This window comes from Xanthomonas hydrangeae, from assembly GCF_032697525.1.
GTDB lineage: Bacteria > Pseudomonadota > Gammaproteobacteria > Xanthomonadales > Xanthomonadaceae > Xanthomonas > Xanthomonas hydrangeae.
On sequence record NZ_CP103836.1, the window covers coordinates 3,935,980 to 3,955,948 of the forward strand.

The following is a 19,969-nucleotide window of genomic DNA, read 5'->3' on the forward strand; positions in this document are numbered from 1 at the left end:
CACGACGCGGTTCGGCAAGTGACATCTTTAGTAACAGGTGGGTCAATTCACGGCAACCTCAGTCAGAGTTCCTGAGCTATCTCATCAAAGGATCTTCTCCTCTCTGATTTTTGATCAAGTCATTTTTGGCGATACGTTGGTGGGATGAGAAAATAAAGAGAAAGTTACAGTTCTCTAAAGGCCCTGCAAAGCAGGGCTTTTTATTTGTTGAAGTAGCAGACGCTACTGCAGTGAGTTCCTAGGCTGTGGAGTGCATTAGCTGTCCAGTCCAACCATCAATGTTGATGAGTTACGGATATATTCTCGCTCCCTTCCTCAACCGCTCCTTGAACTGCCCGCGCACATAGCTCGGCAGCGTCACAGACGGCTGATAGTGGCCGAGCGCTTCTACTTGGATCTTCCGGGTGTTGCCGGCCGACTTGTGCACGTAGTTGTCCTGCAGAACGGGCGCCTTCTTGTTGAGCGCGTGACCTGTGATCAGCGCAATATGCTCAACCCGCACGCCCTTGGCGTCCAGCTCGGTTGCAAGCGTGTGACGGAACGCATGCGATCCGATTCCCTTGCCAAAGCCTAAGCCCTTCAAGTAGGCCGCAAACTGGTTGACGAAGCCTTGGCTGTAGCGCCCGTTTGGCTCACCGGTTTTGCGGCAGGTGCCAGCCGACAGGTTCGGGAAGAGGCGCGGGTGGCCGGACGCTTTGATGTCGGCAAGGAAGTCGAGGAAGCCCGCCTGGATGAGGCTTGCGTGGATCGGCACCTTACGGATGGCGCTCTTTCCTTTCAGGCTTTGCCGAGTGCGTTTGCCAGCGCTTTGCGCCAGGTCCTCGTCCACCGTCTTCTGGATCGAGAAGCACCACACGCCTTGGTCTTGCACGATGTCAGCCACTTTGAGCTGGGCGATCTCATTGATTCGAGCGCCTGTGAAAAGGGCAATGAGCGGGCACCACCAACGGTGCGGATACTTCTTCGCCCAGGGCAGGAAGGTCTCGGGGTTGAAGATCTTCTGAATTTCTTCTGGTGAGAGCAGCCGCTCGGGCTCGTCCTGGTCAGCCAGTAGTTCTTCTCTGGCGGGCTTGAACGCATCCATGGGCGAGTGCGGGATGGCACGGGCCTTGACCAGGGTATTGAAGAAGGACGCGAGGAAGCGCCGATGCAGTTCGAGTGTTGCGTTGGCCGGCTGTGGCCGTCCTTGACGTTGACCCTTGGCGATCAAGGCATCGACGCTCAACCCCTGATGCTTGGGGTTGGTCATGAAGTCTTCGGGCGCCCATCGCAGCAGATCCCACATTTGGTAGATATGCGTGTGCTCGATCCGAGCAACAGAGGTGTTGCCGCTCACCCGGTGCAAGATGGCAAGCGTGCGGCGATAAGCATCAATCGTAGTGGTGCGAAGATTCTGGCGCTCCTTGTCTTTGAGGAAGTCATCGACCTCTTCAGAGAGCAGTCGTGCCGGGGTGGAAAGGGGTAAAGGTTCCGGGTAGCGAGTTCCGGATCGGCGAAGTCGTCGCAGCTTTTCATGATGGTCGTAGGTCGCTTGGACCAGGTCCTGGAGGTGAAGCGCGCCAGCACGGTCTTGAACGACCATGTCAGTGAATTCGACTTTGCCGATGCGAATGCTTCGGATAAATAACTGACCTTTGGGGTGCTGCAAATATTGATGAAGTTGAGAGTGTTTAAAGTGCATCTACGATCCAATGTTGAGGAGGTAGACGTTTGATAAGGGGAGGGGATTTTCTGTCAATGATAAAATAGGACAGAAATTTCGTGCCGATGATTGCCTAAGGCGATCTCATTAATCGCCATTCAAACAGCTATATTTTCAGTTCGGCTTTCATAAAAGATTTTATCAACAAGCTATATGGGGCAATGATTGCAGTAGTATAAATGGGTTTGAAACCATCAATGCGCTTGTAGTGTTTAAAAGTCATAAGTCGTGAAAAAGCGAGAGATATCTCACACAAATAAAATGAACGCCAGATAAATTGCGTAGCTTTTCCTAATCTACATACTCTTAAGAGACAGTTAGGCAATCTGACTTGTGGCGTTTGGGCTTTTGCAAATTTTTGAAAGGAAGTCTGAGCATTTGAGACATAAGTGGTCTGAAATGGGCCCGGGGACTAGCAACAACGGAAGAGCAAGTGGCCCACCTTCCAAGATGACAATCACCTGATTTTCGCCGCGCGAGGGTTAGCGTCATTCCACAGTTCGAAATGGTCAATATTATGAAAATATTCATCAGTTCGCTTATCACCGGAATGGAAGCCGAGCGGGCGGAAGTTAAGCACGCTATCGAGCTTCTCGGTCATCAAGCCATCATGGCGGAGGACTTCGGAGCGCGGGCAAGCTCTCCTCAGCTCGCATGCCTCAACGGTGTGCGCGAGGCAGACCTTGTCATCCTCGTCCTTGGGCCTCGCTATGGCGCCAAGCAGGCAGGAGGCGTCTCGGCAACCCACGAAGAGGTGCATGAGGCCCGGAACCGCAAGCCACTTCTGATGTTCGTGCAGTCCGGCGTTGAGGCGGAACAGGATCAGGTGGCGCTGATTGAAGAAATCGGCAAATGGCAAGGTGGGCAGCTATGGGATGACTTTTCCTCCGCAAGTGATCTGGGTCAAAAGGTCACGCGCGGGATTCACCGGTTTGAGCTAACGCGAGCCGTGGCGCCCCTTGATCCAGCAGGACTGCGCGACCGTGCACTGACGCTCTTCCCTCGAATTGAGCGCGGCTATCACCAAAGCGGCACGGTCTTGCAGCTTGCCGTTGCGGCTGGACCCGACACAACGGTGCTTCGTCCTGCCGAGATTGAAGCCCAGCCCCTCCTTGATGCCATGCAACAGCACGCACTCTTTGGAACCCCAGCCGTTTTTGATCGGAGCCTGGGGATGAAGGCGGGCTTGAACGGTGAGGCGGTCGCGTTGGTCCAGGAAGCGCAGCGTAGTGACGGCGCGTCGATCCGACTTTGGCCCAACGGGGATCTGCTGATCAGCTTGCCTGTTCCGCCGCCAGAGCGCGGTATGGGGCTATCGGTCGTCGTAGAAGAAGATATCGCCGGGAAGCTGGAAGCTGCGATCAGTTACGCCGCCTGGCTCCTGGCTCATATTGATCCAACCGAACGGCTTAGCCATGTCGTTCCTGCGGTGCGATTGTTGGGAGAACATGCTGGTGCTTGGATGACCCGCGCCGAGCACGAGGCCGGTCCCAACAACATGCAGGTGCCTTACCGGCAAGGTGAGCACCAAGCCCCCGTGCTCCTTTCACCAGCCCATCGAGTCAGGCAATCGCTATCCATGGATGCGCAGCGCATGGTCGAAGACTTGGTTGTGCTCCTGCGTCGTCGTTGGAATAGCTGATCTCATCAGTTCAAAGTCGAGGTGCACGATGACTTTTCCCGCAGAGGCATTTGCAGAGCGGATCCCGCAGGATCTTTCACCTGGGAGCATTTTTCTGTTTCGGGAAGTGTGGGCTCTGCTCGTCGATAACCAAGCGGATCCTAGTGATCCCACCTCCTGTTTCGTGATGCTGCAAGGAGATCGTGTCGGGACGGTCTTCAAGGTGGTCCAAGGTATGCCGCCTTGCCTGACGCTGGCTGAGCCGTTTGCTTGGTTCCCGGCCGTGCCTCAGGGAGCCGTGCCGGGACACCAAACCTTGGAAACGGTCTCGCTGTCGGTGACACCCTCAGGTGTCGTGCTGGTCGGTGGCATTCCGGACCGATGGGGCGATGCCGACAAGTTTGCCTTTGGCATGAAGGGCCAGTTCATGGGCGCGGCACCTCGTGGAGCAGTGAGGCGATTTGCTAAATGGAGTGCTGAGCTTTGCCATCCATCTGGGCCTTTCGTGAGCTTGGGGCAGATTTTTGAGGTCGATCGAAGTTTGGCCTGATTCCATAACAGGCAAAGTAAAACCCTCGAAAATAGGCGTTTTACGCTATTGAGCTCTGCGAAATCTTGAGTCAGAACTGATGAACTCTGACTCAGGAAACACACATGGCCATCTATCACACCCGCATCAAAACTTACAGCCGATCGAAGGGGCACTCTGCAATCGCAGCTGCCGCCTATCGCGGCGGCTATCTGCTCATCGATCCCCGATCAGGTGCTCGCCACGACTACCGGGGTAGGGCAGGCATCATCCAATCGCGTTGCCTGGCGCCAACTGGCTCGCCGGCATGGGCCGATGACCCGCAAGCACTTTGGGCCGTTGCAGAAGCTGCAGAGCGGCGCTGCAACAGCACCGTCTGCCGCGACTTCGCCATCGCGCTGCCGCACGAACTCGATGGCCCCAAGCGCTGGGAGTTGGTGCTCGATATCGCACATCGCCTGATTACATACAGCCAAGCAAGTGGACGCTGGCACCAAATCAACTGGACGAAGCTATCAGTCAAACTGGACGGCGGCGTCATTTAGGCTGGACGGTTGTGAATTGGCAAAGGTGTGCGCAACCAGGCAAAGAGGATGCAACTCGCACAGCACTTCTGGTCAGCTGTAGCGCCTGCAGGGGGGACAGCAATGGCCTTTATCAGTGCGATGCCGATCACGTATGGCCCTTCGCGAAGAGCGCAAGAAGCGGCGCGACGCGAACGCTGGTAAGGCTAGCAAGATGGAGCAGTTCGGCGACCCCGAGAGCTTGAAGAGGGTCGGCAGGGATTGGTGTAAAAAAACGGCCAAAAGTGAGCTAACCCGCTGTCAGCAAAGGTTTTTATGCGAATCGCTGCCGACCCTTGATACGCCCAGAGTTCCGTAGACACTCAAGACCCTCGTTGCGCGTAGCGCCGTTCAAACTCTACAGGGGACAGATCGCCAGTTGAACCGTGGCGGCGGTTGGGGTTGTAGAACATCTCGATGTCGTCGAATACCTCGGCGCGAGCGGCGTCCTTGGTGGGATAGATCCGCCGCCTGATCCGCTCGCGTTTGAGCAGGCCGAAGAAGCTCTCCACGGGTGCGTTGTCGTGGCAGTTGCCACGCCGACTCTTGCTGCACACCAAGCCATGGGACGCCAGGAAACTGCGCCAGTCATCGCTGGTGTAGACAGACCCTTGGTCCGAGTGAACCAAGCAACCAGCGTTGGGTTTGCGCCGCCACACCGCAGACAACAAGGCCTGCACGACCAACTCGGTATCGGCCCGATCGCGCATCGCCCAGCCGACGACCTGCCTGGAAAACAGATCGATCACAACAGCCAAATACATCCAGCTTTCATGCGTGCGGATGAAGGTGAAATCGCTCGCCCAGGCCGTGCCCGGCTCCGTCACGTCGAACTGTCGGTCAAGCAGGTTGGCCGCCGCCTTGCACTGCATCCCTCCATGGAAGCGCGGTTTGCGACCATAGCCCACCTGGGCACGCAGTCCCTCGGTGCGCATCAGCCGATGCACCCGATGGCGACTACAACGCTCACCTAGATCGCGCAGATCCGTGGTGATCTTGCGATGCCCATAGACACTGCCGCTGGCCAGCCAGTGGTGCTTGATTAGTCCAAGCAAGCGATCATCTTCCTTGGCGCGCTCACTGTCGGGCGAGCGTCACCAGGCGTAATAACCCGCCCGGTTGACCCGCAACACCCGGCACATCACACACACCCTGAATTCCCCGCAGTGGGCTTGCATGAAGGCGTACTTTGCCTTTACCCCTTGGCAAAGTACGCGGCGGCCTTTTTTAGGATGTCGCGCTCCTCGGTCACTCGACGCAACTCTGCCTTCAGCCGCCGAACCTCGGCGCTCTGGTCCACCTCGGCGCGCTGCACCACGCCAGGCTTGCCGAACTTGCGCAGCCAGGCGTAGAGGCTGTGCGTGGTGACACCCAGCCGCTCGGCGACTTCTGCCACCTTGAACCCACGATCAGTCACTTGCCGGACCGCCTCGATCTTGAACTCATCCGTATACCGCTTGCTGCTCATAGACACCTCCGAATCGACCATTTTCCATGGCCTTGAGATGTCTAGGAAACCCTGGGCGTATCAATCTGGCTTTGATAAATCTTCAGGCGGGGATGAGTCTCGTTCTCCTCAATTCGTGTTACCTGAAAGCAGGTGCCAGGAGGGAAGAGAACTTCCTGCTCATTCGGGCGCTCTGAAAACATGGAGATGCGTTTTCCAGTTGTTGAATTGCTTTCCCACTCGACTGCCATTCCTTGCCAGGATGCATTCTTGGTTTCTGAGGTCGCGAAAAATCGGCGGTCCGTGGTGATGCTTCCTTCTTGGTATCGCTCCGACACCCAGTCCGGGAACTGATCTTCACCGGTGAAGACAGTCCCTTGATATGAATATTCTTCGGGAAGCGAGTGCAGTGCCGAAATGATACATTTTGCAAATGCAAGGCCATGAGCAGTGGGCGTCGCTTCTTTCTCCAGAACATCCTGTACTACATCATAATCGTCCGTCGTCCATGCGTGCAGCGCCACGAGATCTTCGGTTGCCATGTGTTCGAGTTCTGGGTGGTTCCTCTTCATCTGTGCCATTCTTTGCATCATCCCATTCCACTGCTGTTGCCTCTGTGTGCGGGATTTTTCGCCCCGAAGAGTTATAAGCGCAGTCTTGAATTGTTTCCGCTCTTCAGGTGTGGTTCGGAACTGCCGCCCATCGTGTTGGATCCGCTGCCAAAGTCGCTTTTTTTGTTTTACCAGATCGCTGGTGTTCAACTCCATCAGTGGACTTAATGGACGACGGCTCGAGCTCGCTCTGGGAGACCCTAGTGACGCCAAGCCATACAGGCTGGGTGACATGGACGCCTCGGGAGATGAAGGCGTAGAGGGCGCGGCCTGCTCTGTGGCGTGGGCTGCATAATGCTCAGGTGAGCCTGCCACGCTCGGCTTTGAAACGCATAGACCCATGTTGATCTCCTGCAGTGACTGTAGGAGTAAGTTTGGCGAGAAGCTCTCCGATTCGCGCTGGCTCACCGAAGTCATAGCTGGGACGACGAAGCATTGACACGCGGGATTCTCGAGCCTCTATAGAGGCTTGGCAGGGATTCGTGTACAAAAACAGCCAAAAGTGAGCTAACTCGCTGTCAGTAAAGGTTTCTTACACGAATCCCTACCGACCCTCCCGCTCAGGAATCCCGCCCGGCCCCATACGCGTGCAGGGCTGCTTATTCCGACTGAGGCGCCGGCTGCATGGGCAGCTCCGCCGGTGCGTCGACCCAGGGGTCGTCCCTACCCGCCGTCCCCTCCGATTCGCCTTCCCATTCGTCGCGCGCGTCGTACCACTCGTCGCCGATCTGCTCAAGCGTGCCGACCAGGGTGCGTTCGGCGGACGCCAGCTGTGAGGGGCTGAAGACCAGCGGTTCATGCGGCACACCCGCCATCTCGACCCCGGCTACGTCGTGCACATCCGCTGCAGCCGGCGAGCGGTGCCCGGCGACCAGTTCGAAACCCAAGGCCATCGCGCTCCGGCCGAGTCGGATCGCCTGCCGTTGGCCCCAGCCGAGCGCTCCGCTCGTAGCCATGAGTCCCTTGGACAGGACGTCGCCAGCCACCCGGCCGAAGAGCAGGTAGGCCGCCGTGTAGCCGACGGTCCCGGCTATGAAGCCCGATGGGTTGGCCTTGGGGTCGTCCATGTAGCTGCTCATCACAGCGGCTACGGAGAAGGGCAGGCCGATCGTCATACCGCCGACCGTGTCGCTCACGCTGTCGTTCATCCCCGCGTGCGTGACATGTGGGCTCAGCGCTTCACGGAGCAGGAACGTCGACGAGACGACCGCATCGGCGATGAAGTCAGGTAGGGCCAGCCCGTTGTTGCGCATCAGGGCGATGTTTGACCCGAGGACGGCGAAGGCTACGGTCGCCAGCGCAAGCTTTCCCTTCAGGTCGGGGTTGTTTGCGAACGATGCGTCCAGGGTCTGGCGCACCGCCTCCAGGGGGCCTGGTGGGTCATCGCTTGCGGCGACCGGGCTCTCGGCTCTCTGCCGCGTCCCGGTCGCTACGAGCCGCTCAAGGCCCGTCACGATTCTGGACAGGTCCTGCTTGAAGAAGGTGAGCTGCCGATCCATGTGCGGCGTGATCCGCCGGTCCTGCTGGAATTCGCCGACGGAGCGGTTGACGTTGCTCAGACCCGCGCGCAGATCGCCCACGACTCCCTCAATGGCGTCCCTGAAGCCGTCGGGAAGATCACGCCTGCGGTTGAAAGCGCCGTTGAAGCGCAGCCGCATCGAGTCCATCAGGTCCTGCCCCAGCCGCAGGCCGAACATCATCGCCCCTTGCGCCACCGCCGCGCCGGCGACGAAGCCGGCGTTGCGCTGCAGCGGCGCGGCCTTGGCGTAGAAGGTGGGTACGGCATAGATCAGCGAGATGAAGAAGACGAGGCTGTGCCGGTTGATGGCGTGCTTCATGAACAGCTTGGCGTCCGTTGTCGGGCGTCGCATAAGCGAGACCAGCTGTATCGCCGTGTAGGTGTAGGAAGCAATGTTGAACGCAGCGTAGGTGCCAGTCTTCTGGGTGAACAGTGTGGCGAGCGGCAAGGGGTAGAGCAGAAGCGTCAGCGCTCCCTGATATATCCGCTTCGCAGCACTCGCGTCGTGCTGCAAGGTGTGGATGTCGGTCTCGAAGCTGGTCATGACCGGCTCGAGATAGCGCCGTGCCTCGGCCAGGAACTCCGCCTCCTCTGGCGTCGACGCCTGCTTGTCCAGGTGCGACCGCAGTTCATCGACCTTCTCGCCCATGGCAGCCAGCAGCGTCTTCGGCTCTCGACATCCGGGCTCGGTGACCAGTTCGTTACGCAGCTTGCCCACGAACTCGCTGTCATCGAACTGCCGAAGCTCCTGGACGACCGACAGGTTGCCCAGGAAGGCGGCGATCCGCGACAAGCAATCGCGCATGAGCAACCCGCTCTCGACGTCCCTCGCTTCGCCGGGATTGGCCAGGCGTGGCTGGCTCGCCCCGGAACGGGCCGGTTGCGGAAGCAAATCCGGGACGCCTTCATCGTCCCCGGCTTGCACAATGGCCGGTATGACTTCGGGCCTCGAGGGCCGCTGGCTGGAGATCGACAGCAGGTCGGCGAGGCAAATCGTGGTTTCCGAAGCCGGTCTCGGGCACGCGCGTGCTTGCGTGCCGTCCGTGGGCCACAGAGTGCCGCTGCCGTGTCCCGCTTCGATATCGATGCTGCGGTCGGCGGGTGACGATCCGTCGCCCGCAACCGGGTCGTGCGGATGCCCGTTAGGGCCAAGGCTTGCGGTTTTGATTTGCATGATGGAGTCCTTGCGAGGAAGAAGGCGTCGAGCGCGCTCGCGTGCGAATCGGCGTCGCGTGTCGGCGGTGGTTCAGCCTGAAGCCGGCGTCTGCGCTCAGGCCTCGGCGGAGGCTGCCGACACGGCGGGACGCGCGCATTGGGCCAAACATTCCGGGATGGCGGAAGTGTCCGCCGCGGCGGGCGTCGAGCGCGGACGATCGCGACGCGCCCGCAGCTGATCCGCGATTGGAAGGCCGCATTGAACCGCTTTACGATCCAGTTCGAGGGGCGGATCCCTCCGCTGTAACCAAAATCCGGTTACACAAAAGAATCTGCTCACGCTCGGCTAGAGGCGACCACGTATCGACTGGAGCGGCCGGGGACTCACAAGTCAGCGCGCCATGCCAATCAGGGACCAAGCAATGACAGTCGCCCTGGTATTCTTGCCAGCCGCCAAAACCCTCATGGCCGGACCGTCCTGCCCCTTGCCGATTGGATGAGCCCTGCGGTTCGGGAGAAGCGGCGTGACGCGGAGGGAAGTAAAGCATCGCGCAGTCATTGAGGATGTAGATGCCCTCGTGCATGCTGGCCTAGCATGGCAGATGCAGCGATCACATATTTCCTTTCGCGTACTCTTGCTCATACCGACCAAAATGACCAGTAGCCAATGAATTTGCCACTGCATCGTCCTCCGACCGGGTACTAGGCTCGATATGCCCCTGGGCTGTAACCATGCAATGCCATGCGTTGGGTTTGTCGAGACCAACCCGACGTAGCGTTTCGCGCGCTTCCATATAATAAGCCTGAACGTTGCGAGTTGAGTTGTATTCAACCCTTTCAAAGCTTTCCGCGAATTCGCGGGGGGAAAGCTGGGCGATGGCTGCATTGCGCTCGCATTCTTCGAATGCGCGGTCTAGCGAAGCATTGCTCAATTCAAAGGCAAGAACGCCCATTGCAATGGTGGGGTCGCGCGCCATCATCTCTCCCAGCACCACTACCCGCTGTTGCCTATGGAAATACGCTGTGGACACTTCGGGATCAACGCGAATTCCTACCTTGCCTTCCTTCTGGACGGTCTCCATGGTCTGCCGGAACGTTGGGGAATCCGCGAATATCAGGAAAAGATCCTTGATAGCCTGCTCGAGTCGCGGGTCCTTCCCATCGTGTTGCAAGGTAGTGGTGGTGAGGTGCGCCCACTCTTGCGCCCGCTCTTGGAGTGCTTGATGGTGCGAAGAAGCTGTGCCAGTGGGATAAGGGTTCCAGGCGGGAGGAGCCCACATATCGGCAGGAGCGATCGGATACTCGCCGGTCGATACGCCCTGCCACTCATGGGCTGAGTCATGCAAGTTGCCCTGGCATTCTGACCAACCGCTAAAACCTTCATGGCCGAACCATCCTGCCCCTTGCCAATTGGGTGAGCCCTGCGGTTCAGGAGAAGCCGCGCGACGCGGCGGGGAAGGCAAAGCGTCGCGCAGTGCATTGGTCGAGGAGGAAGACGAGTCCCTGCGCGATGGCGACGGCGACTCAGATGGCGTGGCCTGCTCTGTAGTGTGGGTTGTATAACGCGCAGGTGACCCTGCCACGCTCGGCTTTGAATTGCATAGACCCATGTCGATCTCCTGCAGTGACTGTAGAAGCAAGTTTGCCGGGGGAGCGCACCGACTCGTTTCGCCTCACCGAAGTTCTGGCTGGGACGACGAAGGCATTGACGCGGAGGATGACCCATACCTTCACCAACAGGCTGAGCATAAGCCTCCTGGCGTTGCACTGCTGCGATGGTCTTTTCCTGTTCGCCAACGGAGTGCGGTGGCCGCAGCTGTTCCCGAGGGCCGGCAGCAATTCTTGAAATAATCCTTTTCTGACAGAAATTCAGCTTACTTTTTGCTTTTTTTATACGGATCCCTGCCGACCCTTGATCGGCTTGCATTACATCTCGATGTAATCGAGCGCTTCGGTGCGAAGTCTTGGAGCAGAGGGGTTCAACCCTGATTCCACGGGCACTTACGAGAAGTCCGGTTGAGGCCGTGAGGAGTGTTCATGTCAAAGCGAAGGAAGTTCAGGCGCCCAAAGCGGTAATTCGATCTCTCACCTCATCCGGCATCAGGCGCCTGCGCCTGCCGGCGAGAAGCGTCTTCAGTCCCCACTCCCATGAAATTTCTTGCTCTGCGACCCATCGCTTGGCGTTCTCGCTGGATTGTTCGACCGGCTGAGTCAGCCGAAAGCGTGGTCCGAGCCCAAAGAACAGATCGAAACCAAAATCAATCGTCAGCAATCGGCGCAGCTGCCGGGTATGCCCGCCCGGGAGATAGCCATCCCATCCAGCGTCCTCTAGCTGCAGTACGACGCGGGAGAAGCAGAAAGCCTGCCTCTGCATGATCCTTGGATGCAGATCAAACGCAAGCTCCTTGTCTTCTGCCAACGGAAAAATGAAGCAGATGAAGTAGGCGAACAGCTCCTCTGCGATCTCCCACAGCGGACCCTCAATCGTGGCCAGGAACAGGCTGGCGTGCAGCGAACGCCCGAGCTCAAAAGCCCGCCCTTGATTTCCTGCTTCATGCGCTTCTCGAAGCAATACGACGAGCGCGGCTAGGCTATCCAGGCCGGCTTGTCCCTCCAGGCGTCGAGTCACTTGGCGCGTTGCTTTACGCCGCACATAGCGTCCACGCTCCAACGCCTGCTGATCGAAGATCGCCATCTGGATCCCGGGTCGCAACTGCTTTAGCAGCGTGTCGGCATTTGCCCCAACAGGGCGAGAGATGTCCAGCGCGTCCCAAGCTGCTGCCATGAGGATTTCACTGGAGCCTGCCATGGCTGCTTCTGTGGTGCGGAGAGTCTCGGCGCCGGGGACGTGCTTACCCAGCGCGTACTTGGCCCACAAATTGTGATGGTGTTCGCCCTTGAGGTAGGTGCCGGGCTGCAAAACCTGACCCAGGCGATAGGCCGTCGGACAGCCCATACGCGCCCGCAGCCCCTCGAACCATAAGCCAACCTTCAGCACGTTCAAGGCCTTCTCAGCGGAACGATTTCCGTTCGATTCGGCAAAGCGAACTACCGCTTTTACCCGGCCAGGTTTGTAGTCCTTGATCTGCATCAACGGCTCATCCGACTCATCGCGGTGCAATTTAGAGTAACGCGGAGGCCCTCAGTTTCCTTCTGGGCGACTCTCGGTGCAATCGTTACGCTAGCGGCATGACAGAGCGTGACGAACACATCGGCGCGTTGGCCAAAGTCCTGGAGCAGGATCTGTTGCACCACTATGGTCCGGTGATCGGCCAAGATGATCTGCGCCAAGCACTGGGCTACACCTCGCTGGATGCGTTCCGGCAGGCTCTGTCCCGTGACTCGCTGCCGGTGCCGGTGTTCCCCATCCCTAATCGCCGCGGCAAATACGCGCTTGCCAAAGACATTGCGCACTGGCTGGCAGGCTTGCGCGACCAAGCCATCCGGGCATCGCACCCAAACGGAAACACGCCGTGACTGCGTATATGGAAGACAGGGGGCCAGCATGACCTGACGACTCCCAACCCCCAATCCACACGTGGGAAATGCAAAAGCCCCCAAGCGCGTCAACGCTTGGGGGCTTTGAGGGTGTAGCTAGAACCTGTTCGCTGCATTCTCGGCATCCGCCCTCCCTTCGTCAATCCCTGTTTGTCAGCCCTTACGCGCTGGCTCGGGGGACTGTTGCCGCTGTTCTGGCCCAGATGCTGGTGCCTGGAACGAAGGCGGTGCAAGGAGTGCCATGAATCCGTTGAAAGACCTGTGCCGGTGCCTGTTGCGCACGGACCTGACCGATCGGCAGGTTGGTCAAAAGTTGAATCGCTCGCCGACCACTGTCGGCCGCTATCGCAAACGCCTGCGAGCCCTCTCGCAATCGTGGGATGACATCGAGAGCATGGACGAGGTCGCGCTGGCGCGCCGATTGAATCCGGGCAAAAGTGGTCCGAAGAAGTTGCTCGTTGAACCGGATTGGTCGTATGTACACGCCGAGCTGCAGCGGCGCGGCATGACGATCACACTATTGCATGAGGAATATGCCCTCGGCTTGGAAGCCGGGGCGATGTCAGAGACCGAGTTCCGACGCCGCTACCGCCGCTATGCGCGTAAGCGAGGACTGGTCATGCGTCAGGTGCGTGCACCAGGACAACAGCTGTTTCTGGACTTCTCCGGGGTGCGCCCTTCGATCACTGATCAGATGACCGGCGCAACAACCCCGGTGGAGCTCTTCGTGGCGGTCATGGGTGCCAGCCGCAAGACCTTCGTCTATGCCGTCGCAAGCCAGAAATCGGTTGACTGGATCGCTTGCAATGCAAAGGCGCTGGAGTTCTTTGCAGGCGTGCCCACCTATTTGGTGCCGGATAACCTCAAGGCGGCGGTGACCTCCGTTTCCGGGCAAGACGGGCCACTGCTGAACATGACCTACGCCGAGTTCGCTGCGCACTACGACACCATGGTGCTGCCGGCACGTCCGCGCAAACCCAAGGACAAGGCGCCGGTAGAGATTGGGGTGCAACTGGCCCAGCGTTGGATCCTGGCGCGGCTGCGCAATCGGGTGTTCTTCTCGCTGGAAGAACTGAATCGCGCCATTGCCGAGCTGGTGGACCGCATGAACCTTCGTCCGATGCGTGGGTCCTGCGGAAAAAGCCGTCAGCAACTGTTCGAGGAACTGGACGGCCCCGCGCTGCGTCCGTGTCCGCAGATGCCCTACGAGTACGCAGAATGGAAGCTTAAGGTGCATGTGGGACAGGATTACCACGTCCCTTGGCAGGGCCACTTTTACTCGGTTCCTCACACATTGGTTGGCGCAAAGGTCAACTTGAAGGTCACCCGGGAGGCCTTGGCAGTCTTCCACCGCGACAAGCGGGTGGCCATGCATCCGCGCAGCGGCGAAGTGGGTGGATGTAGCACGTCGCCGGAGCACCAGCCCCCGTCTCATCGCGCTTACGCACAAGACACGCCGGATGTACTAATGACATGGGCGCGTCAGCAGGGAGGCGCCCTGCATAAATTTGTGCAACGACATAGCGCGACTCATCGCCGACCGGCACTGACCCTGCAAGCCTGTCGAGGGCTGCGACGCCTTGCGCGTGAACACGGGATCGAAAGGCTGCAGGCGGCCTGTGACCGGGCAGTGCGCATCCAAGCCAACAGTGTCAGCTCGGTGAAGTCGATCCTGGTGCGCCATCTGGATCGCAGCGCATCTTGCGATGACAGTGCAAGCAACGATGACGCTCCACAGGCGCACGAAAATGTGCGCGGTGCTAACTACTACTCATAATTCAGGGAGAACATCATGTCTTTGGAACATACGATTGATCAGCTACGAACGCTCAAATTGACCGGCATGGTAGCTGGCGTTGAACATCAGCTCGCCCAATCCAGCTACGGAGCACTCGGCTTCGATCAGCGCCTTGGCCATCTGGTTGACGCCGAGGTAAGTCAGCGCGACAGCAAGCGCTTTACGCGCCTGATTCGCAATGCCAAGCTCAAGATCTACGCCGAACCAGAGGCTATCGACTATCGCGTTGGGCGCGGGTTGGATCGCTCGGTGATCGCGGATTTGCTGACCTGTGGCTGGATTGAACACCGCCAAAACCTGTTGGTCACTGGGCAGACAGGTACTGGAAAGACCTGGCTGGCATGTGCCCTGGCCGTACAAGCCGCACGCCAAGGAATCACGGTAGGCTACCGGCGCGTGGGCCGCCTGTTGGAAGACATGGAGATTGGGCATGCGGACGGCTCACTGGCCAAGCTTCGCAATCAACTCGCCAGGACCGGCCTACTGATCTTGGATGACTTCGGCCTGACGCCGCTGAGCAGCCGGGGACGTGCAGATCTACTGGAATTACTGGATGACCGTGTCGGCTCTGGTGCCACGATTGTAGCTGGCCAGATGCCAGTGCAGGACTGGCATGCGTTTATCCGTGACCCTGCTTTAGCTGATGCCATCATGGATCGACTGATTCACAGCAGCCACAAACTAGCGCTCAAGGGTGAATCCATGCGAAAGACGAAAGCCGTCAAGTCCGAGAAGTGAGTCCTGGCGGCGCTGTCCAGCGCTTCTGGCACTCGCATCCAGTTCATTTGGCGGCGGTGTCCAGTTCCGTCGCCGATGAGTGTCCAGTTGGTTGGCTTTTCGTAGCCTGATCGAGCGCTTTGGCTTTGCGTTGCAGGCCAGCCACCATCGTCCGACCAAAGATGATCCTCGCTACTTCTATTGCCATCTGCTTGCCACGACGCGAAAGATGGAAGCGTCGGGACTGACGGCAAAGACGCGGGTGCTAGACGGGCGCATGAATGGCAAGGAGGAAGTCGAGTGGATCCGTGCCATGATCGCTGATCGGATCAATGCACACCTTGCCCAAGCTGGCATTGGCAAATCGGTTGAGCATCGGCCCTTGACGAAACGCTTAGAAGCGACGCGAGGCAACGGGATCTATGTCCAAGGCCAGGAAGGCTTTGAGCAGCTTCTGTCCCGCTACCGCCAAGAGGGGCGACTGTTGAGCGTGCCGGATGGCCACACGGCGGAAGAGGCCCAGCGAGAGCGTTATGGGCCGGACATGGACACTTCTGTTGATGAGGCTTCGGTGGCGCAGATGCCCATCATGCTGTCACTCACTGGCGGGCTCAGTTCAAGTAGGGACGACGAAGCTCAGTCACCAGCCCAGGGAGATCCACACGGCCCTCAAGATAGTCGTTGAGCGCATTGGCCATGTGCTGGTCAACGCCAAAGCCAGCCGCATGCTGTTGGGCGATCCAGCCTTCAACATGGGCTTGGCGGAGTTGATGTTCTTGGTGGTCCAGAGGTAAGGCTTGCTGACTGGCGGAAGGAGGCATGGCGAAGAATCCAAGTGGCTGATGCACTTGATTCGTAGCACAAAGCGGATCTTCGTCAAGCCACCCCTGGCCGTTCGCAAAACGAGCGGTCAGAGCTTCTCGCCCTCATTGATCGCCTGATTCAAGATCTCATACCACTGGTTCATCTCGCGCTCGCTGCCGAACTTGATCGTCCAGACTGGATGATCCACATCTCGAACGCTGACCGTGATCGTGCCTTCCCGCCTTGAGTTGTGCCAGTGCTTCTCCCAAGAGCGAACATCCATCAACGGGTAGATCTTCACTGTCCTGCCGACACGAATCTTCAACCGCTACCGCTCAATCGAGATCGCCAAAGCGCCTTGTCGCCCAAAATAGGAGCGATCAAATTCCCGACCAAAGACCTCCCGCTGGTTGCGCAATCGGTCAGCCCGATTGACGGCAACGGCGACCAGCACCGCTGTGCCCAGGGCAAGCAAGATGAGAAACGTGCTAACGGTCATGTGAACTCCTGAGAACAGAATGGGACCATCGTTGATTGCCAACGGTAGCTATTGGACGCGGCTGGTGATCTTCCAAGTGCCGCCCACCTTGGTGAAGGTGTAGACCCCATCCATTTGATGACCAAAGTCCCGCTCCATGGCTTCAACCTTGGCACTTACGTCACAGGTGTAACTGGGCACACCTTCCGCCTTCGTGCACTGGTTGCTCTCGAAGTCTTCGATGCGCGCCTCTTCGTTACTGTTCGCTTTGACGAACTGCAAAAAAGCGTGCTCCCGCTCAGTCTCAGCGGGGCCGCCGCCCGAGCAGCTGGCCAAACAGACCGACATCAGGCCAACCAGGGCCAAACAAAGCTTTGACATGTGTATCTCCAAGAGGAAGGAAGAGCGCTAGGGATCCATCAGGCCGATAGGTTTGGATGCCCTGATTGCCGGCATGCTCAATGACTGCAAGCCTCCGCACACCGGCAGGAACGACCGGTGTTGGTGCTTGGCGGGCGCCGTTGATTGGCGGACGGAATCATGTTGCTGATAAAGTAACAGACAAGGCAAGTCGGAGACCTCATGCTCATTCATCACATTGCATGCTTGTGGTCACATTTTGGATCTGGACGACGCTCGTCTCATCTTCGCCAACCGCCTCCGTCACGCGCGCCAGAAGGCCGAGCTGACCCAGGAAGCCTTGGGGGTTGCCGCTGGACTGGCACCTGAGGTGGCCAGGACGCGTATCAATCGTTACGAGAAGGGCGTCAACGAGTGCGACTTGCGCACCGCCAAGCGCCTGGCCGATGCCCTCGGCATGCCACTGGCTGCTTTCTTCGCCGAGACCGATGAGGTGGCAGACGCCATCCAAGCGCTCGCCAAGCTCTCCGTCGAGGAGCAGCGAAAAGTCGTGGCCGAATTGCAGCTCAAAGCCAAGCGCAGCGATCCACCCAGCTCATAGTGAGAAGGTCCTTGCTGGTGTCTTGGCATGCTTGCAGATCAGACAATTCCTACACGGATGCCAATGCCCATCCGATCTGAGCGGGCGATGTGATCCTGTAATCTTGCGAGCGGACGGTCGTTTTCAAACAAGCCAGGGATCACCGATGGAAGGCAGCGCGTCATGACCGGCAAGACCAAGCTCAGTGTCGCCATCGCGCTCTTGCTCATCGCCCTCACCGCAGGGGTCTACCTCTCCGGTCAGTTGATCTTGATGCTCTTGAAGGTGGCCGGTCCCCTCACCGTCGGCACCTACTGGTCTTACGTCAAAGCGCTCGAACTCCCGCAGTTCGCTCCCTATGCCACCAAGATCAAGCTGGCTGGCGCCATTGGCTTCGGCGTGCCGCTGCTGGCCTGGATCGCACTGCTGATCCCGCTGTTCAAGCCGAAGGCCGCCGCCTTGCACGGCGATGCGCGCTTTGCCTCGGGCAGTGATCTGGCCAAGAAAGACATGCTCAAACCGTCGCCAACCGGCATCGTGGTTGGGAAGCACGGTGGCAAGCTGGTGCGCTTGCCCGGTCAGCAGTTTGTGATCCTGGCCGCGCCCACGCGTTCGGGCAAGGGTGTGGGCATCGTCATTCCCAATCTGCTCGACTACCAAGGCTCAGTGGTAGTCCTGGACATCAAGCAAGAAAACTTCGATCTCACTTCCGGCTGGCGCAAGAGCCAAGGCCAAGAGGTCTTTTTGTTCAACCCGTTTGCCGAAGACGGGCGCACGCACCGCTGGAATCCGCTGAGCTATATCTCGCCCGATCCCGCCTTTCGCGTGTCGGATCTGATGAGTGTGGCGGCGATGCTCTACCCGGATGGCTCCGACGCCCAGAAGTTCTGGGTAAGCCAGGCGCGCAACGCCTTCATGGCATTTACGCTCTATCTGTTCGATAGCCTTGACGATCAGATCAAGCGTAAGCATCCAAAAGAAATGTGGATGTTCCCAACCCTTGGGATGCTCTATCGCGTGTCGTCTGGGGATGGGAGCGACTTGAAGGGCTACCTTAAAAAGCTCTCGCAGCGCGACTTCCTGGGCCGCGACGCCAAGATGGCGTTCGACAATTTGCTCTCGCAAGCCGAAGAGACGTTCGCCTCGATCATGGGCACGTTCAAGGAGCCGCTCAACCAGTTCATCAACCCAATCCTGGATGCGGCCACCAGCGGCAATGACTTCTTGCTCACCGATGTGCGCAAGAAGAAGATGAGCATCTATATCGGCATCCAGCCCAACAAGCTGGCCGAAAGCCGCTTGCTGATCAACCTGCTGTTTAGTCAGCTCATCAACCTCAACACCAAAGAGCTGCCGCAGAACAATCCGGCGCTCAAACACCAGTGTTTGCTGCTGATGGATGAGTTCACGTCCATCGGCCGGGTCGACATCATCGCAAGCGCGGTGAGCTACATGGCCGGCTACAACATCCGCTTGCTGCCGATCATCCAGAGCATGGCGCAGCTGGATGCGACCTATGGCAAGGATGTCTCACGCACCATCATCACCAACCATGCCTTGCAAATCGTCTATGCCCCGCGCGAGCAGCAAGACGCCAACGATTACTCGGACATGCTCGGCTACACCACGGTGCGCAAGAAGAACAAGTCGCACACGAGTGGCAAGCAAAGCAGTGTGTCCTACTCCGAAACCGAGCAACGCCGTGCCCTGATGCTGCCGCAGGAATTGAAGGCGATGGGCTTTGACAAGGAAGTCTTCCTCTACGAAGGCATCCCAAGCCCGGTGCTCTGCGAGAAGATCAAGTATTACGAAGACGCGTATTTCACCAAGCGTCTATTGCCGAAGACAGAGGTGCGAAAGTTGAAAGCTGCTTCTGCCTCCTAGGTGGGTAGGGGCTTGGCTCCAAACGCGTTTGCACTTAAATAGAGAGATGGAAGAAGACAATATGACTGTCCAGAGTGGTCCAAAGAAAGGTGAGTTCTACACACTGATGCCGGACATCCGCAGCAACTGGAAGACCTCGGGCGTCGTATTTGAGAACGAGAAAGAGCTTCTTACGCCGCCTCGTCGCATCTTGCGTCCAGTCGATGGCGGAATTCCGCCGCTTCGTCAAACGCCACGGCTTGGCTACGATCCCAAAAAAGGAAAGATGCCCCGCGATCTTGAAGGCATCTATAGCGGCTACTGGCTTGTCTCGGAGCGCTTAAAAAACGTCTTTGAGGCGGTCGATCCGCAGGGTTTTGAGTTTGCCGAATGTGAATTTCGACTGCCCGATGGGTCAGTTGGCCCAATACACTACCTTTGTGATGTTGTGCGTGTGCTCGATGCAGTGGACGAAGAAGCGTCAGAGTTGAAGGTTGAGATCAGCGATGATTTCGTCAATGGCAAGTTCTACGATCTTTCCGGTGGCGCCAAGCTGGCCTTTGATAAAGGCGTTATTGGGTCGGCGCATATTTTCCGGGTTCCCTACTCAGGAATACTTGTTGTGTGCGATAGCGTGCTTCGTGAGGCTGTCAGGCATGCCGGGATTGGAGCCAAGAGTCATTCGGACGGGCTTTGGTTTGCCGACGCTGCTGACCAGTAAGAC

At 58.3% G+C, this 19,969-nt stretch carries 16 protein-coding genes and 2 pseudogenes; 10 read left to right on the top strand and 8 right to left on the bottom strand.

Annotation, left to right across the window (positions count from 1 at the left end; all coding sequences use genetic code 11):
- Positions 1-289: 289 nt before the first annotated feature.
- Positions 290-1,441, bottom strand: a complete 1,152-nt coding sequence (locus NYR97_RS16815; RefSeq protein ID WP_316698312.1) for a tyrosine-type recombinase/integrase — start codon at positions 1,439-1,441, stop codon at positions 290-292.
- A 778-nt stretch (positions 1,442-2,219) separates the two neighbouring features.
- Between NYR97_RS16815 and NYR97_RS16820 the strand changes: the two genes are divergently transcribed.
- From NYR97_RS16820 to NYR97_RS16830, 3 genes are all read left to right on the top strand, one after another.
- Positions 2,220-3,344, top strand: coding sequence for a DUF4062 domain-containing protein (locus NYR97_RS16820; RefSeq protein ID WP_316694787.1), 1,125 nt, complete (start codon positions 2,220-2,222; stop codon positions 3,342-3,344).
- Between the two features lie 28 nt (positions 3,345-3,372).
- The gene (locus NYR97_RS16825; protein WP_316694789.1) at positions 3,373-3,873 is read left to right on the top strand and encodes a hypothetical protein; all 501 of its coding nucleotides are present in this window, start codon (positions 3,373-3,375) and stop codon (positions 3,871-3,873) included.
- Between the two features lie 104 nt (positions 3,874-3,977).
- Complete coding sequence (locus NYR97_RS16830) at positions 3,978-4,397, top strand: MobA/MobL family protein (protein ID WP_316694792.1); 420 nt, start codon at positions 3,978-3,980, stop codon at positions 4,395-4,397.
- 341 nt (positions 4,398-4,738) lie between these two features.
- Here NYR97_RS16830 and NYR97_RS16835 read toward each other — a convergent pair.
- From NYR97_RS16835 to NYR97_RS16855, 5 genes and pseudogenes are all read right to left on the bottom strand, one after another.
- Positions 4,739-5,883 (bottom strand): annotated as a pseudogene (locus NYR97_RS16835) (IS3 family transposase).
- 41 nt (positions 5,884-5,924) lie between these two features.
- The gene (gene xopAI / locus NYR97_RS16840) at positions 5,925-6,815 is read right to left on the bottom strand and encodes a type III secretion system effector XopAI (protein ID WP_316698313.1); all 891 of its coding nucleotides are present in this window, start codon (positions 6,813-6,815) and stop codon (positions 5,925-5,927) included.
- Positions 6,816-7,072: 257 nt separating this feature from the next.
- A complete protein-coding gene (gene xopAA, locus NYR97_RS16845; RefSeq protein ID WP_316694795.1) occupies positions 7,073-9,166 on the bottom strand; it encodes a type III secretion system effector XopAA in 2,094 nt (697 codons plus the stop codon).
- A 592-nt stretch (positions 9,167-9,758) separates the two neighbouring features.
- Positions 9,759-10,610 (bottom strand): hypothetical protein, encoded by an 852-nt coding sequence (locus tag NYR97_RS16850; RefSeq protein WP_316698486.1) that lies wholly within the window; start codon positions 10,608-10,610, stop codon positions 9,759-9,761.
- Between the two features lie 593 nt (positions 10,611-11,203).
- A complete protein-coding gene (locus NYR97_RS16855; RefSeq protein WP_316694798.1) occupies positions 11,204-12,238 on the bottom strand; it encodes a hypothetical protein in 1,035 nt (344 codons plus the stop codon).
- Positions 12,239-12,336: 98 nt separating this feature from the next.
- On the opposite strand from NYR97_RS16855, the gene NYR97_RS16860 reads away from it, so the two are divergent.
- From NYR97_RS16860 to NYR97_RS16875, 4 genes are all read left to right on the top strand, one after another.
- Positions 12,337-12,624, top strand: a complete 288-nt coding sequence (locus tag NYR97_RS16860; protein ID WP_046932707.1) for a hypothetical protein — start codon at positions 12,337-12,339, stop codon at positions 12,622-12,624.
- A gap of 262 nt (positions 12,625-12,886) precedes the next feature.
- On the top strand, positions 12,887-14,422 hold the full coding sequence (gene istA / locus NYR97_RS16865) for an IS21 family transposase (protein ID WP_316694805.1): 1,536 nt from the start codon (positions 12,887-12,889) through the stop codon (positions 14,420-14,422).
- Between the two features lie 15 nt (positions 14,423-14,437).
- Positions 14,438-15,181: an IS21-like element helper ATPase IstB gene (istB, locus tag NYR97_RS16870; RefSeq protein WP_316694807.1), complete on the top strand. Its 744-nt coding sequence runs from the start codon at positions 14,438-14,440 to the stop codon at positions 15,179-15,181.
- A gap of 91 nt (positions 15,182-15,272) precedes the next feature.
- Positions 15,273-15,845, top strand: coding sequence for a plasmid mobilization protein (locus tag NYR97_RS16875; RefSeq protein WP_316694809.1), 573 nt, complete (start codon positions 15,273-15,275; stop codon positions 15,843-15,845).
- A gap of 225 nt (positions 15,846-16,070) precedes the next feature.
- On the opposite strand, the pseudogene NYR97_RS16880 reads toward NYR97_RS16875, so the two are convergent.
- Positions 16,071-16,463, bottom strand: a pseudogene (locus NYR97_RS16880) (hypothetical protein).
- Between the two features lie 48 nt (positions 16,464-16,511).
- A complete protein-coding gene (locus tag NYR97_RS16885) occupies positions 16,512-16,823 on the bottom strand; it encodes a hypothetical protein (protein WP_316694811.1) in 312 nt (103 codons plus the stop codon).
- Positions 16,824-17,061: 238 nt separating this feature from the next.
- On the opposite strand from NYR97_RS16885, the gene NYR97_RS16890 reads away from it, so the two are divergent.
- The 3 genes from NYR97_RS16890 (at position 17,062) to NYR97_RS16900 (ending at position 19,966) form a co-directional block, all read left to right on the top strand.
- Entirely contained in the window at positions 17,062-17,403 is a 342-nt protein-coding gene (locus tag NYR97_RS16890) for a helix-turn-helix domain-containing protein (RefSeq protein ID WP_316694813.1), read from the top strand.
- A gap of 162 nt (positions 17,404-17,565) precedes the next feature.
- Positions 17,566-19,266: a type IV secretory system conjugative DNA transfer family protein gene (locus NYR97_RS16895; protein ID WP_316694815.1), complete on the top strand. Its 1,701-nt coding sequence runs from the start codon at positions 17,566-17,568 to the stop codon at positions 19,264-19,266.
- A gap of 46 nt (positions 19,267-19,312) precedes the next feature.
- On the top strand, positions 19,313-19,966 hold the full coding sequence (locus NYR97_RS16900) for a DUF1629 domain-containing protein (protein WP_316694817.1): 654 nt from the start codon (positions 19,313-19,315) through the stop codon (positions 19,964-19,966).
- Positions 19,967-19,969: the final 3 nt, after the last annotated feature.